Origin of the sequence: Streptomyces sp. NBC_00259 (assembly GCF_036181745.1) — a bacterium.
Taxonomy (GTDB): domain Bacteria; phylum Actinomycetota; class Actinomycetes; order Streptomycetales; family Streptomycetaceae; genus Streptomyces; species Streptomyces pratisoli.
Genome location: NZ_CP108080.1, coordinates 2162752 through 2177210, shown reverse-complemented (window position 1 = coordinate 2177210; position 14459 = coordinate 2162752). Strand labels below are relative to the sequence as shown.

The 14459-nt window shown below is 70.5% G+C and carries 10 protein-coding genes; 6 read left to right on the top strand and 4 right to left on the bottom strand.

Features of this window, described 5'->3' with window-relative positions:
• Window positions 1–121: 121 nt before the first annotated feature.
• The gene (locus OG766_RS09745) at window positions 122–3115 is read left to right on the top strand and encodes a bifunctional [glutamine synthetase] adenylyltransferase/[glutamine synthetase]-adenylyl-L-tyrosine phosphorylase (protein ID WP_266374626.1); all 2994 of its coding nucleotides are present in this window, start codon (window positions 122–124) and stop codon (window positions 3113–3115) included.
• A 130-nt stretch (window positions 3116–3245) separates the two neighbouring features.
• Here the strand turns inward: OG766_RS09745 and OG766_RS09740 are convergent, their stop codons facing one another.
• The 4 genes from OG766_RS09740 to OG766_RS09725 form a co-directional block, all read right to left on the bottom strand.
• On the bottom strand, window positions 3246–3893 hold the full coding sequence (locus OG766_RS09740; RefSeq protein WP_266374627.1) for a DUF4230 domain-containing protein: 648 nt from the start codon (window positions 3891–3893) through the stop codon (window positions 3246–3248).
• A gap of 425 nt (window positions 3894–4318) precedes the next feature.
• Window positions 4319–5215, bottom strand: coding sequence for a phosphatase PAP2 family protein (locus tag OG766_RS09735; protein ID WP_328725042.1), 897 nt, complete (start codon window positions 5213–5215; stop codon window positions 4319–4321).
• A 167-nt stretch (window positions 5216–5382) separates the two neighbouring features.
• Entirely contained in the window at window positions 5383–6414 is a 1032-nt protein-coding gene (locus OG766_RS09730) for a LacI family DNA-binding transcriptional regulator (protein ID WP_266374630.1), read from the bottom strand.
• 25 nt (window positions 6415–6439) lie between these two features.
• Complete coding sequence (locus tag OG766_RS09725) at window positions 6440–8155, bottom strand: glycoside hydrolase family 13 protein (RefSeq protein WP_328725041.1); 1716 nt, start codon at window positions 8153–8155, stop codon at window positions 6440–6442.
• A 301-nt stretch (window positions 8156–8456) separates the two neighbouring features.
• On the opposite strand from OG766_RS09725, the gene OG766_RS09720 reads away from it, so the two are divergent.
• The 5 genes from OG766_RS09720 (at window position 8457) to OG766_RS09700 (ending at window position 14454) form a co-directional block, all read left to right on the top strand.
• Entirely contained in the window at window positions 8457–9728 is a 1272-nt protein-coding gene (locus OG766_RS09720) for an extracellular solute-binding protein (protein WP_266374633.1), read from the top strand.
• 15 nt (window positions 9729–9743) lie between these two features.
• Window positions 9744–10757: a carbohydrate ABC transporter permease gene (locus tag OG766_RS09715; RefSeq protein ID WP_266374635.1), complete on the top strand. Its 1014-nt coding sequence runs from the start codon at window positions 9744–9746 to the stop codon at window positions 10755–10757.
• Window positions 10751–11614 carry a sugar ABC transporter permease gene (locus OG766_RS09710; RefSeq protein ID WP_385475513.1) on the top strand — a complete coding sequence of 288 codons (864 nt, stop codon included), beginning with the start codon at window positions 10751–10753 and terminating at the stop codon, window positions 11612–11614. The genes OG766_RS09715 and OG766_RS09710 overlap by 7 nt, the downstream gene beginning before the upstream one ends.
• 135 nt (window positions 11615–11749) lie before the next feature.
• The gene (locus OG766_RS09705) at window positions 11750–13426 is read left to right on the top strand and encodes a glycoside hydrolase family 13 protein (protein WP_328725039.1); all 1677 of its coding nucleotides are present in this window, start codon (window positions 11750–11752) and stop codon (window positions 13424–13426) included.
• Entirely contained in the window at window positions 13411–14454 is a 1044-nt protein-coding gene (locus tag OG766_RS09700; RefSeq protein WP_328725038.1) for a LacI family DNA-binding transcriptional regulator, read from the top strand. Before OG766_RS09705 ends, OG766_RS09700 begins: the two co-directional genes overlap by 16 nt.
• Window positions 14455–14459 lie beyond the last annotated feature (5 nt).

The following is a 14459-nucleotide window of genomic DNA, read 5'->3' as shown; positions in this document are numbered from 1 at the left end:
TATCACGGTAGGGGTGAAGCCGCTCGCGCGCTCACCCGGACTCCGCGTCCCGCGCGGGCACCTTCCGCGCCCCTGCGGCTAGGCTCGGTCCCGGATCCGGACCTTGATCGGAGGCGGCGGGATGACATCGGTGCCGGGGCGCAGAAGCAGTACGTTCACCCGTCTGCTGCGGCACGGCTTCACCCACCCCGCCGTCGCCGAGCGGCTCCTCGACCTGCCCGAGATGGCGCCCGTGCGCACCGACTCCGTGCTCCTCGACGCGCTCGGCGCCACCGCCGACCCCGACCTCGCGCTGCGTGGACTCGTACGCCTCGTGGAAGCACAGCAGCCGGAGGAGCGGCAGGGCCTCCTCGACACCCTGATCGCCGCGAAGCCGCTGCGGGACCGGCTGCTCGGGGTGCTCGGCACGTCCGAGGCGCTCGGCGACCACCTGGCGCGCCATCCGCACGACTGGCAGGCGCTGGTGATGTACGAGGCGGCCGATCTGCACCCCGGCGTCGCGGAGTTCGAGCGTGGACTGGCCGAGGCGGCCGATCCGGTGTCGCTGCGCGTCGCCTACCGCCGCTGCCTGCTGTCTATCGCGGCCCGTGACGTGTGCGGCACGACCGACATGACCCAGAACGCCGCCGAGCTCGCCGACCTGGCGACGGCGACGCTGCGGGCGGCCCTCGCCATCGCCCGTGGCGCGGCGCCCGAGGACGCCGCCGCCTGCCGGCTCGCCGTGATCGCCATGGGCAAGTGCGGCGGCCATGAGCTCAACTACGTCTCCGACGTCGACGTGATCTTCGTCGGTGAGCCGGCGTCCGACGGGACCGACGAGTCCACGGCGCTCAAGGCCGCGACCCGGCTCGCCTCGCACCTCATGCGGATCTGCTCGGAGACCACCGTCGAGGGCGCGATCTGGCCCGTCGACGCCAATCTGCGCCCGGAGGGCCGCAACGGCCCGCTCGTCCGCACCCTGTCCAGCCATCTCGCGTACTACCAGCGCTGGGCGAAGACCTGGGAGTTCCAGGCGCTGCTGAAGGCCCGGCCCGTGGCCGGGGACCTCGAGCTGGGCGCCGACTACATCGAGGCGCTCTCCCCGCTCGTCTGGCAGGCCGCGGAGCGCGAGAACTTCGTCACCGACGTGCAGAAGATGCGCCGCCGGGTCGTCGACAACATTCCCGCCGCGCACATCGACCGCGAGCTGAAGCTCGGGCCCGGCGGACTGCGGGACGTCGAATTCGCCGTCCAGCTCCTGCAGTTGGTGCACGGCCGCAGCGACACCACACTGCGCAGCGGCACCACCCTCGACGCGCTGAAGGCGCTTGCCGCCGGCGGGTACGTCGGCCGGACGGACGCGGCACAACTCGACGAGGCCTACCGCTTCCTGCGCAGCATGGAGCACCGCATCCAGCTGTACCGCCTGCGCCGCACGCATCTCGTCCCCGAGAGCGAGGAGGACCTGCGGCGCCTCGGACGTTCGCTCGGGCTGCGCACCGACCCGGTCGCCGAGCTCGACAAGGAGTGGCGGCGGCACGGCTCGGTCGTACGGCGGCTGCACGAGAAGCTGTTCTACCGGCCCCTGCTGGACGCCGTCGCGCAGCTCACGCCCGGCGAGACCCGGCTGAGCGCGAAGGCCGCCGGGCAGCGCCTGGAAGCCCTCGGCTACGCCGATCCGGCCGCCGCGCTGCGCCATCTTGAGGCCCTGTCGTCCGGTGTCACGCGCAAGGCGGCGATCCAGCGGACGCTGCTGCCGGTGCTGCTGGGCTGGTTCGCGGACTCCGCCGACCCCGACGCGGGCCTGCTCGGCTTCCGCCAGGTCTCGGACGCGCTCGGCAAGACACCCTGGTACCTGCGGCTGCTGCGCGACGAGGGCGCGGCCGCGGAGAACCTCGCCCGCGTCCTGTCCGCGGGCCGGCTCGCCCCCGATCTGCTGCTGCGCGCCCCGGAGGCGGTGGCGCTGCTCGGCGACCCCGAGGGACTGAAGCCGCGCGGCCGGGAGCATCTGGAGCAGGAGGTGCTGGCGGCGGTCGGCCGCGCGGACGGCGCGGAGGCGGCGGTCGCGGCGGCCCGCGGGGTGCGGCGGCGTGAGCTGTTCCGTACCGCAGCGGCGGATCTGATCAGCTCGTACGGCACCGAGGAGCGCCCTGCCGAGCACGACCCGGGAGCGCTCGTCGACCGTGTCGGCAACGCCGTCACCGACCTCAACGCGGCGACGATCGCCGGCGCGCTGCGGGCCGTCGTCCGCGAGAAGTGGGGGGACGAACTCCCCACCCGCTTCGCCGTCATCGGCATGGGCCGCTTCGGCGGCCACGAGCTTTCGTACGGCTCCGACGCCGACGTCCTGTTCGTCCACGAGCCCCGCGAAGGAGTCGACGACCACGAGGCCGCCCAGGCCGCGAACACCGTCGTGGCGGAGATGCGACGGCTGCTCCAGCTCCCCACCGCCGACCCGCCGCTCCTCATCGACGCCGACCTGCGCCCCGAGGGCAAGACCGGTCCCCTGGTGCGCACGCTCGCCTCGTATGCCGCGTACTACCGCCGCTGGTCGCTGGTCTGGGAGAGCCAGGCGCTGCTGCGCGCCGAGCCCATGGCGGGCGACGCGGACCTGGGCGCGCGCTTCATCGAGCTGATCGACCCGCTCCGCTACCCGGCCGAGGGCCTCGGCGAGGACGCGGTACGGGAGATCCGCCGCCTCAAGGCCCGTATGGAGACCGAACGTCTGCCGCGCGGTGCCGATCCGACGCTGCACACCAAGCTGGGGCGTGGCGGCCTCAGCGACGTCGAATGGACGGTCCAGCTCCTCCAGATGCGCCACGGCTGGTCGGAACCGGGACTGCGCACCACCCGCACCCGCGAGGCCCTGGCCGCCGCGCACGCCGCGGAACTCATCTCCACGGAGGACGCCCAGATCCTCGACGACGCCTGGGTGCTCGCGACCCGCGTGCGCAACGGCGTCATGCTGGTCCGCGGCCGCGCGGGCGACACCTTCCCCTCGGACGGTCGTGAACTCGGCGCGGTGGGGCGGTACCTGGGGTACGGCTCCGGGCACGTGGGGGAGATGGTCGACGAGTACCGGCGTGCGACGCGACGGGCGCGCGCGGTGGTGGAGGAACTGTTCTACGGGGCCTAGGTCCAGTGACCTGGAGCGTTGGTCACGCGGCCCGGGGGCGGGCCTCCGGCGGCGAGGGCGCGGCGGCACCGCCGCGGAGAGCGGCGGCCCGGACCGACAGGCTCCGCTGCCGACCCGGGCCGCGGGCCCCTCAGGCGCCGTACGTGATCCGGACGTCCGTGAATCCGAGGGAGCGCAGGAGGCCCTGCAGCATCCTCGTGGTGTTCTGCTCGGCCTGTGCCGTCAGCCTGCTGTCCTTCGCCGCTGCCGCGATGTGCTTGGTCGCCAGTTGCTGGACCGCCTGTTCGGTGTTGGGGTTGTCGGAGAAGAAGTCGCCGAGCCGGTCGAGCAGGCCGCGCTGCTTCGAGACGGCGTAGGACCGGTCCGGGTCGAGGGCCGGCTTGCCCAGGGCCGCGTGCGGGAGTCTGATGGTGGCGGCGGTGCGGGCCTCGTTGACCGTGATGTCGTCCTCGGCGAGACCTTCCATGTCGACGTACGCGTCGACGGTGCCGGCGCCGACGTACAGCGTCCTCGTGCCCCGCAGCGCGTCCGGGAGGTACTTGGCGTCCTTCTCCAGGTCCACGACGACCTGGAAGTTGCCCGTGGCCGCCTCGTAGCGGCTGATGTCCTGGATGGACTCGAGCAGCGCCGGGCCCGAGCGGTCACGGGTCTCCTCGCCGAAGACGTCGCCGAACGACGGCAGCAGGCTGAGGCGCATTCCCGCCACCAGCAACACGACCACCAGAGCTGCACCTCCGGCTGCCTTCGCCCACCAAGGCACAGCTTTGCCAGAACTCATGAGGGTGTTTCCCTTCCTTTCCCTACGGATGCCCTCGTCCGCGGCGATCAGGCACGGCCATGTCCCAGTCATGGCAATGTCGTGTTCCTGTCACGTCGTTGAACGCCCCGCCCGTCCCCAATTCGTCGTCCGAATCGGTGACTTGGAGGCAAAGGCCCGCGCCGCGTCGATGCCTACGATCGATGATCGCGAGGCTTTGTGCAACGCGTCACACCCGGGTGCCGGGAGAGTCCTTCATGTCCTCGTCCATGTCCTCGTCGGCGACACGCGGAAGCGACCCGCGGACCTGCTGGGGCCGACCGTGATGGGTGGGTATGCGACGCACCACGCCGGCCGAGGTGTGGACCGGGCGCGAGCGATCCGGCGGCCGGGGTGTGCGCTACGCACCGTGAGCGGAGACGTTTCGGCGCCGCTCGTGCGTCGGCTCAGCGACGGGCGGTGTTCAGCTTCGCCGACGACCAGATCCCGTCGCTCGCCGTCGCCGTCGCCGTCGTCGTCACGTGCCGCGGCAGCCGGTGCGGCAGCGACCCGTACCAGACGTACGACAGCCCGTACCCGAAGGCGAGGCAGAGCAGGCCGCCCACCGCGTCCAGCCAGAAGTGGTTGGCCGTGGCCACGATCACTATGAGGGTCAGCGTCGGGTACAGCAGGCCGAGGATCTTCGCCCACGGCGCGGTCGTCAGGGCGAAGATGGTCACCCCGCACCACAGCGACCAGCCGATGTGCATCGAGGGCATGGCCGCGTACTGGTTGGACATGTTCTTCAGGTTGCCCGAGGCCATCGAGCCCCAGGTGTGGTGCACCAGCACCGTGTCGATGAAGTTCTGGCCGGTCATCAGGCGCGGCGGGGCCAGCGGGTACAGGTAATAGCCGACGAGCGCGACGCCGGTGGTCGCGAAGAGGACGAGCCGGGTGGGTGCGTAGCGGCCCGGGTGACGCCGGTAGAGCCACACCAGGACGCCGATGGTCACGATGAAGTGCAGCGTGGCGTAGTAGTAGTTCATCGTCACGATCAGCCATGTCACCGAGTTGACGGCGTGGTTGACCGTCTGCTCGACGGCGATGCCGAGGGCGTGCTCGGCGTCCCAGATCCAGTTGGCGTTCCGCAGGGCCTGCGCCTTCTGCTCGGGAACCGCGTTACGAATGAGGGAGTATGTCCAGTAGCTGACCGCGATGAGCAGGATCTCGAACCAGATGCGCGGCCGTCGAACCGACCGCATCCGCTGCAGTCTGCTCCGCTCCGGGGCCTGGCCGTCCTCGGTCACCATGGGTGACGGGGACGCGGTCAGGCCTTCCAAAGTCTTTACGGTCGCTTCACCCATAGGTGCAGAGTCTGCCAGATAGGTGCCTCCGGTCCGATCATCCCTCGGTCGGGTTCGCGGCACCCGCGGTACGTCCTGAGTACTAGGGCGATCCCCCGCATTTCCCGGGTGTTCCGCGGAATGCCTCGGTCCGCCGGATCAGGACGGCCGGGGGCGGAGGGGGCGGATCAGGAGGCGGCGTGCACGGGGCCCGCCGCGGTCGAGCCGCGGACGACCAGCTCCGGCATGAAGACGAACTCGCTGTGGGGAGCGGGCGTCCCGCCGATCTCCTCCAGCAGGGTGCGTACCGCCGCCTGGCCCATCGCCGGGACCGGCTTGCGCACGGTCGTCAGCGGCGGGTCGGTGAAGGCGATGAGCGGGGAGTCGTCGAAGCCCACGACCGAGATGTCGTCGGGGACTTCCAGTCCGCGCTGCCGCGCCGCCCGGATCGCGCCGAGCGCCATCATGTCGCTCGCGCACACCACGGCCGTGCAGCCCCGGTCCATCAGCGCGGACGCCGCGGCCTGGCCGCCCTCCAGGGTGTAGAGGGAGTGCTGGATGAGCAGGGACTCGATCTCCGGCTCGCTCAGGCCGAGCTGGTCGTGGACGGCCTTGATGAAGCCCTCTATCTTCCGCAGGACCGGGACGAAGCGCCGGGGCCCGAGAGCCAGTCCGATACGGGTGTGGCCGAGGGAGACGAGATGGGTCACCGCCAGCTGCATGGCCGCCCGGTCGTCGGGCGAGATGAACGGTGCCTGCACCTGCGGGGAGAATCCGTCGACGAGGACGAAGGGCACGCCCTGGGCGCGCAGCTTCTCGTAGCGCTGCATGTCGGCCGTCGTGTCGGCGTGCAGCCCGGAGACGAAGATGATGCCTGAAACGCCCCGGTCCACCAGCATTTCGGTGAGCTCGTCCTCGGTGGAGCCCCCGGGAGTCTGGGTGGCCAGCACGGGGGTGTAGCCCTGGCGGGTCAGCGCCTGTCCGATGACCTGGGCCAGGGCCGGGAATATGGGGTTCTCCAGCTCGGGCGTGATGAGCCCGACGAGCCCGGCGCTGCGGCGCCGCAGCTTCACGGGACGCTCGTAACCGAGGACGTCGAGTGCGGCGAGCACCGATTCGCGGGTGGTCGAGGCAACGCCTGGCTTGCCGTTGAGCACCCGGCTGACCGTCGCCTCGCTGACCCCCGCCTGGGCTGCGATGTCGGCAAGCCGTGCGGTCATGGGATTGGACTGTACCGGTCGCATGTCAGATTGCCCACCAGACGGTCGAGTCGGCGGGCAGGCGGACCCTCCCGCCGTCGAATTCGGGGGTCGCCGAGGCCAGCAGGACGCTCCCCGGCGCGGGAAGCTCCACGTCCGTGCCGCGGGTGTTCATCGTGCAGACGAACCCGTCGCGGGCGAAGGCGAGGACGCCGTCGGGGGCGTCCAGCCAGGTCACACCGGAGCCGGCACCGAGGCCCGGGTGCTCGCGGCGGGTGGCGAGGGCTGCGCGGTACAGCTCCAGGGTGGAGCCGGCGATCCCGGTCTGGGCCTCCACGCTCAGCTCGGCCCAGTCCGCCGGCTGCGGAAGCCAGCTGCCGCCGCTGCCGAAGCCGTACGAGGTACCCGACCGCGTCCACGGGATCGGCACCCGGCAGCCGTCCCGGAACCCGTCCTGGCCCTCCGCACGGAAGAACGACGGATCCTGACGCACCTCGTCGGGGAGGTCCGTCACTTCGGGGAGGCCGAGTTCCTCGCCCTGATACACGTACACCGACCCGGGCAGCGCCAGCATCAGCAGCGCCGCGGCCCGGGCCCGGCGGAGCCCCTGCTCCCCTCCGCCGTAGCGCGTGGTGTGCCGGGTGACGTCGTGGTTCGACAGCACCCACGTGGTGGGCGCGCCCACGGACGCCGTCGCCGCCAGCGAGGCGTCGACGACCTCCCGCATCCGGTCCGGATCCCAGGGGCAACGCAGGAACTGGAAGTTGAACGCCTGGTGCAGCTCGTCGGGCCGTACGTACAGCGCGAGCCGCTCAGGGCTGGGGGCCCAGGCCTCGGCGACGCCGATGCGCTCGCCGTCGTACGTGTCCAGGAGCCGGCGCCAGGAGCGGTGGATCACATGGACACCGTCCTGGTCGAAGAACGGCAGCACCTGCGCGCCGATCATCTTCGCCTGCTCACGGGCCCCGATGTCGGGCAGGCCGGGGGCCTTGACCATGCCGTGGGCGACGTCGATCCGGAAGCCGTCGACGCCCAGGTCCAGCCAGAAGCGCAGGACCGCGTCGAACTCCTCGCGCACGGCGGGGTGCTCCCAGTCGAGATCGGGCTGCTCGGGGGCGAAGAGGTGCAGGTACCAGTCCCCGTCGCCGCCGTCCGGATTCGTGGTCCGGGTCCACGCCGGGCCGCCGAAGACCGACTCCCAGTCGTTCGGCGGCAGTTCCCCGTCCGCGCCCTTGCCCGGCCGGAAGTGGTAGTACGCCCGCTCGGGACCGCCGGCGAGCGCGGAACGGAACCAGGCGTGCTGGTCGGAGGTGTGGTTCGGGACGATGTCGACGATCACCCGCAGGCCCAGGCGGTGCGCCTCGCGTACGAGGTCGTCGGCGTCGTCGAGGGCGCCGAAGAGCGGATCCACGGCCCGGTAGTCGGAGACGTCGTAGCCGCCGTCGGCCTGCGGGGAGGCGTAGAAGGGGGTCAGCCAGACCGCGTCCACGCCGAGGCCCGCGAGATGGGGGAGCCGGTCGCGGATGCCGCGCAGATCGCCGATGCCGTCGCCGTCGCTGTCGGCGAAGGAGCGGACGTACACCTGGTAGATCACGGCGTCCCGCCACCAGTCCCGCGGCTGCCCGGGGCGGCGCGGCGGAGCGACCGTGGCGGCCTGCGGCACGGTGGCCGTACCTGACTGCGTCAGGGAGGCCGTACCGGTCTGCGGCGTGGAGGTCGTACCGGTCTGCGGCGTGGCGGTCGTGCTGAGCTCCTGCGTCATGGGCGCTCCTTCGGATGCCTGTTTCGGGATGTTCCGGATCTTCCGGTTCAACGCCGACCTATGCCGAAGGTAACAGCGCTGCAATCTCTTGCGGAAGCAGTTGCGCAGGCCTTACGGAGCGGTGGAACGGACGAAGCCCCCGTTGGCAAGGCGCGCAACGGCTACCGTGAGGACACGCGGATGTAACGATCGCGGCTGCTTGCGGAAATCTCTCGCAAGGTCTTTCGGTCTTCTTTCAACCTTGTTACGTTCCTCGACGAATCGGCGCCGTGATGGAGCGGCCCAGGTCGAAGGAGTTCACATGCGACGTGGCATAGCGGCCACCGCCCTGGTCGCGAGCCTGGCGCTCACGGCGACGGCGTGCGGCGGGGACGACACCGAGGGCGGCAAGAGCAGCTCGGGCAAGCTGTCCGGCACGGTCACCTGGTGGGACACGTCGACCGTCGGCAGCGAGGACAAGGTCTTCAAGAAGCTCGCCGAGGGCTTCACCAAGCTCCACCCCGACGTCAAGATCAACTATGTGAACGTGCCCTTCGGCGAGGCGCAGAACAAGTTCAAGAACGCCGCCCAGTCCGGCTCCGGCGCCCCCGACGTGATCCGCTCCGAGGTCGCCTGGACCCCCGAGTTCGCCGACCTCGGCTACCTCGCCCCGCTGGACGGCACCTCGGCCCTCAAGGACGAGAAGGACTTCCTGCCGCAGGCCGCCGCCTCCACGAAGTACAACGACAAGACCTACGCGGTCCCGCAGGTCATCGACTCCATGGGCATCTTCTACAACAAGAAGATCTTCGAGCAGGCCGGCGTCACGCCGCCCGCCTCGATCGCCGATCTGAAGACGGTCTCCAAGACCATCAAGGAGAAGACCGGCAAGACGGGCCTGTACCTGCGCGGCGACGACGCGTACTGGTTCCTGTCCTTCCTCTACGGCGAGGGCGGCAACCTGGTCGACGCCGAGAAGAAGCAGATCACGGTCGACAACCCGGCCGGCGTCAAGGCCATGAAGGTCGTCAAGGACCTCGTCGACACCGGTGCGGCCAAGACCGACGCCACCGACGGCTGGAACAACATGCAGACCGCCTTCAAGGAAGGCAAGGTCGCCATGATGATCAACGGCCCGTGGGCGGTCACCGACACCTACGCCGGCAAGGAGTTCAAGGACAAGACGAACCTCGGCATCACCCCGGTGCCGGCGGGCTCCGCCGGCCAGGGTGCCCCGCAGGGCGGCCACAACCTCGCCGTCTACGCCGGCTCCAAGAACCTCGAGGCCTCCTACGCCTTCGTCGAGTACATGAGCTCCGTCGACTCGCAGACCACGGTCGCCAAGGAGCTCAGCCTGCTCCCGACCCGCACCTCCGTCTACAACAAGCCGACCGTCTCCGGCAACGAGATGGTCGCCTTCTTCAAGCCGGTCGTCGACAAGGCCGTCGAGCGCCCCTGGATCCCGGAGGGCGGCAGCCTCTTCGCCCCGCTGGTGACCGAGTACACCAAGGTCCTCACCGGCCAGACCACCCCGGAGAAGGGAGCCAAGACGGCGGGCGACGCCTACCGGAAGCTCCTCAAGGACTGGAAGTAAGGAAGAGACCGACTGATGGCTGTCCACACCAGCGGCCAGTCGGTGGCGAAGGCCGCGGAGCCCAACAGGGCCCGCGGCCGTCGCCGCGACACCGCAGGCGCGCCCGGCAAGCTCCGCCGCGCCCTCTCCACCCACTGGTACGCCTGGGCCATGGTCACCCCTGTGGTGATCGTGATCGGGGTGATCATCGGCTACCCGCTCGTCCGCGGCGTCTATCTGTCGCTGACCAACGCCAACGAGCGGAACGTCGAGCGGTCGATCGGGGTCAACCACCTCCCCGCGACCTACGAATTCGTCGGGCTCGACAACTACGCCGACGCACTCACCGGCAGCCAGTTCCTCGACACCCTCGGGTGGACGCTGGTGTGGACGGTCTCCTGCGTGGCCGTCACCTTCGGCCTGGGCCTCGCCCTCGCCAACATCCTCAACCGTAGGATCGCCGGCCGGTCGTTCTACCGGATGATGCTGATCCTGCCCTGGGCCGTGCCCGGATTCGTCTCCGTCTTCGCCTGGCGCTTCCTCTACAACGAGGACAACGGCCTGCTCAACAAGATCCTCGCGGGTGGCGGCCTCGACGCGGTGCCGTGGCTGAACGACCCCACCTGGGCCAAGTTCTCGGTGATCGCCGTCAACGTCTGGCTCGGCGTCCCGTTCATGATGGTCGCCCTGCTCGGCGGTCTGCAGTCCATACCCGGCGAGCTGTACGAGGCCGCGGAGATGGACGGCGCCAACGCCTGGCAGCGGTTCCGCCACATCACCATGCCGGGCCTCAGGTCGGTGTCCACCACCGTCGTCCTGCTGAGCACCATCTGGACCTTCAACATGTTCCCGGTGATCTTCCTGCTCACCCGGGGCGGTCCGGGTGAGGCCACCCAGATCCTGGTCACCCAGGCGTACAAGTTCTCGTTCGAGATCAGTCCGCGCGACTTCGCCCAGTCCTCCACCTGGGGCGTGCTGATCCTCGTCCTCCTGATGGTCTTCGCCGCTGTCTACCAGCGCGTCCTCCGCAAGCAGGGAGAAACCTGGTGACCTCGACCCATGTCCCGGCCAACGCTCCCGTGCGCGGCCGCCGCTCGCCGCTCGCCTCGGCCCTGCTGCACCTGACGCTCTTCGTCGCGTCCGTGATCGCCGTCTTCCCGGTGCTGTGGGTGCTGCTCACCTCGCTGAAGCCGGCGGAGTACGCGATCACCACCGACTTCGTCAAAGAGACGACGTTCGAGAACTACACCAAGCTGCTCGACGACACCGAGTTCCTCACCTGGTTCGGCAACTCGCTGCTCGTCGCCGGCCTCACCACGGTCCTCGGCGTCTTCGTGGCCGCCACCACCGGCTACGCCGTCAGCCGCTTCCGCTTCCCCGGCAAGCGCGGCCTGATGTGGACCCTGCTCATCACCCAGATGTTCCCGGTCGCGGTCCTCATCGTGCCGATCTACAACATCATGGCGGGCCTCGGTCTGCTCAACGAGCCCGCCGGCCTCGTCATCACGTACCTCACCATCGCGGTGCCGTTCTGCGCCTGGATGATGAAGGGCTTCTTCGACACCATCCCGCGCGAGATCGACGAGTCGGGCCAGGTCGACGGCCTCACCCCGTTCGGCACCTTCTGGCGGCTGATCCTGCCGCTCGCCAAGCCCGGCATCGCGGTGACGGCGTTCTACTCCTTCATCACCGCCTGGGGCGAGGTCGCGTACGCCTCCGCCTTCATGGTCGGCGACGAGAACCTCACCCTCGCCGGGGGCCTGCAGAAGTTCGTCAACCAGTACGGCGCCCAGTGGGGGCCGATGACCGCGGCCTCGGTGCTCATCGCCATCCCCGCCGCGGTCGTCTTCCTCTTCGCCCAGCGCCATCTGGTCACGGGCGTGTCGGCAGGCGCCGTCAAGGGCTGATCCGTCAAGGGCCGATCCGACCAAGGCGGATCCGGCAAAGGCCGATCCGACAAGGGCCGATCGGTACAGCGCCGGTCCGTCGCGGATCCCCACGTTCCGTACGTTCCCCCCAACCACCACCATCCCAGGGATGAAATGACCCAGCATCTCGCTGCCCCCGCCACCACGACGACGACCGGCACCCACGCCGAGCCAGCGCCATGGTGGCGGGACGCGGTGATCTACCAGGTCTATCCGCGCAGCTTCGCCGACGGCAACGGCGACGGCATGGGCGATCTCGCCGGGATACGCAGCCGGCTCCCGTACCTCAAGGAGCTCGGCGTCGACGCGGTCTGGCTCAGCCCGTTCTACGCCTCCCCACAGGCCGACGCGGGATACGACGTCGCCGACTACCGGGCCATCGACCCGATGTTCGGCACCCTCCACGACGCCGACGCGCTCATCCGCAGTGCCCACGCCCTGGACCTGCGCATCATCGTCGACCTCGTGCCCAACCACTGCTCCGACCAGCACGACTGGTTCCGCCAGGCGCTGCGCGAGGGCCCCGGCTCCCGGCTGCGCGAGCGGTTCCACTTCCGGCCCGGCAAGGGCGAGCACGGCGAACTGCCGCCCAACGACTGGGAGTCGATCTTCGGCGGCCCGGCCTGGACGCGGACCACGAACCCGGACGGCGGCGCCGGCGAGTGGTACCTGCATCTCTTCGCGCCCGAGCAGCCCGACTTCAACTGGGAGCACCCGGCCGTCCAGGACGAGTTCCGCTCGATCCTGCGGTTCTGGCTGGACCTGGGTGCCGACGGCTTCCGCGTCGACGTCGCCCACGGCCTGGTCAAGGCCCCCGGCCTGCCCGACATCGGCTCCGGCGACCAGCTCAAGCTGCTCGGAAACGATGTCATGCCGTTCTTCGACCAGGACGGCGTCCACGAGATCTACCGCTCCTGGCGGCGGATCCTCGACGAGTACGAGGGCGAGCGCATCCTCGTCGCCGAGGCCTGGACGCCGACGGTCGAGCGCACCGCGATGTACGTGCGCCCCGACGAGATGCACCAGGCCTTCAACTTCCAGTACCTCACCACCAACTGGGACGCGAAGGAGCTGCGGCAGGTCATCGACGGCTCGCTCGCCGCGATGCGGCCCGTCGGAGCCCCCACCACATGGGTGCTGTCCAACCACGACGTGACCCGCCACGCCACCCGCTTCGGCAACCCGCCCGGCCTCGGCACGCAGCTGCGCGAGCAGGGCGACCGTGAGCTGGGGCTCCGCCGGGCGCGTGCGGCGACACTGCTGATGCTGGCGCTGCCGGGGTCGGTGTACGTGTATCAGGGCGAGGAGCTGGGTCTGCCGGATGTGACGGACCTCCCCGACGAGGTGCGTCAGGATCCGTCGTTCTTCCGTGCGGAGGGCCAGGACGGGTTCCGGGACGGCTGCCGGGTGCCGATCCCGTGGACGCGGTCGGGTACCTCGTACGGCTTCGGCAGCGGCGGCAGCTGGCTTCCGCAGCCGGCGGACTGGGCCGAGCTGAGCGTGGAGGCCCAGACCGGAATCGCCGGCTCCACCCTGGAGCTGTACCGCGCAGCCCTCGCCACCCGCCGCGAGCACCCGGGCCTCGGCGCGGGTGAAGCGGTGACCTGGCTGGACGCCCCCGACGGCGTCCTCGCCCTGTCCCGCGACGGGTTCGTCTGCACCACCAACACCACGGGCGCGCCGGTACGCCTCCCCGCGCCCGGCACGCTCCTGCTGGCCAGCACACCGGTGGCGGTGAGCGACGGCTCCGCCGTCCTGCCGGCCGATGCGACGGCGTGGTGGACGGTGTGACGATCCCCCGGCCGAGGGGCACCGCGGGGGCGGGCGCCCCTCGGCTCACGGACATCGCCGCGCAGGCCGACGTCAGCGAGGCGACGGTCAGCCGCGTCCTCAACGGCAAGCCGGGGGTCTCGGCGGCGACCCGGACACGGGTGCTCGCCGCGCTCGACATCCTCGGCTACGAGCGTCCCGTACGGCTGCGGCGGCGCAGCGCCGGGCTGATCGGGCTGGTCGTACCCGAACTCACCAACCCGATCTTCCCCGCCTTCGCCCAGGTCATCGAACAGGTCCTGGCCGGACACGGCTACACCCCGGTGCTGTGCTGCCAGCAGCCCGGGGGAGCGACCGAGGACGAACTCGTCGAGCAGCTGGAGGAGAGCGGCGTCGACGGCATCGTCTTCCTCTCCGGTCTGCACGCCGACACCGCGGCTGACCAGACCCGCTACGCCGAACTGGCCGCCCGCCGGGTCCCGTTCGTCCTCGTCAACGGCTACAACGAACAGGTCTCCGCGCCGTTCGTCTCGCCCGACGACCACATGGCGGCCGGCATGGCCGTACGCCATCTCGCCGAACTGGGCCACGAACGGATCGGCCTCGCCGTCGGCCCGCTCCGCTACGTCCCCTCGCGCCGCAAGACCCAGGGCTTCCTGGAAGCCGCGGGCCCGGGTGCCGACCGCTACGTCCGGCACACCCTCTTCAGCCTGGAGGGCGGCCACGCCGCGGCCGCGGACCTCCTCGACGCGGGCTGCACCGGCATCGTCTGCGGCAGCGACCTGATGGCCCTCGGCGTCATCAGGGCCGTCCGCGAACGCGGCCTGGACGTACCGGGCGACGTCTCGGTCGTCGGCTACGACGACTCCGCCCTGATCCCCTTCACCGACCCGCCCCTGACCACCGTCCGCCAGCCCGTCCAGGCCATGGCGTCGGCGGCGGTCGGCGCCCTGCTGGAGGAGATCCGCGGCAATCCCGTGCCGAGCACGGAGTACGTCTTCCAGCCGGAACTGGTGGTCCGGGGCTCGACGGCGCGGGCGCGGAGCTGAGGGCT